Here is a 1387-nt window from a genome sequence, read left to right as displayed (position 1 = left end):
CCCTGGTTTTTTTTTTGTCCCCGGTGGGGGGTCCTGGGGGGGGGTGGGGGTTTTATAACTCCCCCCCGCGGGGGGGGGGGGGGGCGCGGCCCCCCCCCCCCTCGACAAGGGGTGGACATGTACGTACTCGACCTCAGCACGACCTCCTGGTGGCTGATCGCGGCCCTGTGCGCGGCCGTCAACCTCGCGCTGCTGGTGCCTTCGATGCCGACGCGAGCGACCCGAATCCGCGTTTCGACCATGCCGGTGATCATCGCGACGTTCGCCTACATCGCCTCGATAGCCAAGCCCGACTACCCGCCCCAGCTGCTGCTCTCGATGTACTCGATCGTCTGCCTGATGATTCCCGCGAGCCTGCTCGGATTCCGCAAGAAGATGGCGCGGATGGTCCTGGAACGCCCCGAGGACGGCAGCCTGCCGCTGGAGCACTACGGCCTCGCCCAGGAAGCCATGATCCGTTTCGCCCTCGCGGCGGTCGCGATGGGCGGCCTCCTGTACCTGTTCAAGCCGTAACCGCCCGGCAAAGGGCCGTTCGGAATATCGATCCGCCCATAGAGTTCGTATACATACTCATGTTTCGACGATTCTTCTCCCGGCCGGAAGAATGATCTTCCAGAACGTCATCCGTTCGTGATAGCAATACTCCCGGTGACGGCCTCCGGGCCATTCGCGCAGATGCCGTGAACCACCGACTCCGAAACGTTCCAGGGGGGATTCCCATGCGCTCCATTTCCAAGCTGCTCGTCGCCGGCGCGGTCGCCGGCTCCGTCGCGTTCACGGGCGTCGCGGCCGCCAACGCGGCGACCGGCGCTCCGGCCGGTTCCACGGCCGTCACCGCCGACGACACCCCGCCGCCGCCGGCCGTCGAGGACTTCGCCTACCCGGGCGCCGACAAGATCTTCACGGACCGCGGCATCAAGCTCATCACCGGTGACGGCCACATGCTCCTCGTCGACTGCCCCACCCCCGGCACCACCAGGCCGGGAGTGCTGCAGATCGACACCCGCGGCATGGGCGACCGGGACACCATCGGCCACGGCAAGTTCTGCTTCCAGATCACCGGGAACAGCGCCTCCCTCAAGCTGGAGCTGCCGTCCGTCTACGGCATCACGACCCCCGACTACGCGGTGACGGCCCACATGGTCACCGGCACCGGCGACCAGACCGTGGACAAGACCTTCACGCTGCAGCGGAACATGCCGAACGCGGTCGGCGAGGCCACCGAACCGCAGCGCCGCCCGTACACGCTGCTGGACCTCACCGCCGTCAAGTGACGCCCCCGGGCCCCGCCGGCCCCCCCCCCGGGGGGGGCGGCCCGGGCACCACCACCAAAATCGTGTAAACCACCCAAAAAAACCGGGGCAGGTGAAGGCGCTCGAGCTGGAAG

2 protein-coding genes are annotated in these 1387 nt (G+C 67.6%); both read left to right on the top strand.

Features of this window, described 5'->3' with window-relative positions:
- The first annotated feature begins 117 nt into the window (after window positions 1-117).
- Window positions 118-513, top strand: coding sequence for a hypothetical protein (locus ACFV4G_RS40525; protein WP_380448121.1), 396 nt, complete (start codon window positions 118-120; stop codon window positions 511-513).
- Window positions 514-719: 206 nt separating this feature from the next.
- Window positions 720-1274 (top strand): hypothetical protein, encoded by a 555-nt coding sequence (locus tag ACFV4G_RS40520; protein ID WP_380448120.1) that lies wholly within the window; start codon window positions 720-722, stop codon window positions 1272-1274.
- Window positions 1275-1387 lie beyond the last annotated feature (113 nt).

The organism is Kitasatospora sp. NPDC059747, from assembly GCF_042732955.1.
Classification (GTDB): domain Bacteria; phylum Actinomycetota; class Actinomycetes; order Streptomycetales; family Streptomycetaceae; genus Kitasatospora.
Note: the sequence above shows the minus strand (reverse complement) of the source record. Positions and strands in the feature narration are given on the sequence as shown.

Excerpts from the sequence above, each read along its gene's own strand:
- ACFV4G_RS40525 (WP_380448121.1), top strand. The coding sequence starts at position 118 with ATGTACGTACTCGACCTCAGCACGACCTCCTGGTGGCTGATCGCGGCC.
- ACFV4G_RS40520 (WP_380448120.1), top strand. The coding sequence starts at position 720 with ATGCGCTCCATTTCCAAGCTGCTCGTCGCCGGCGCGGTCGCCGGCTCC.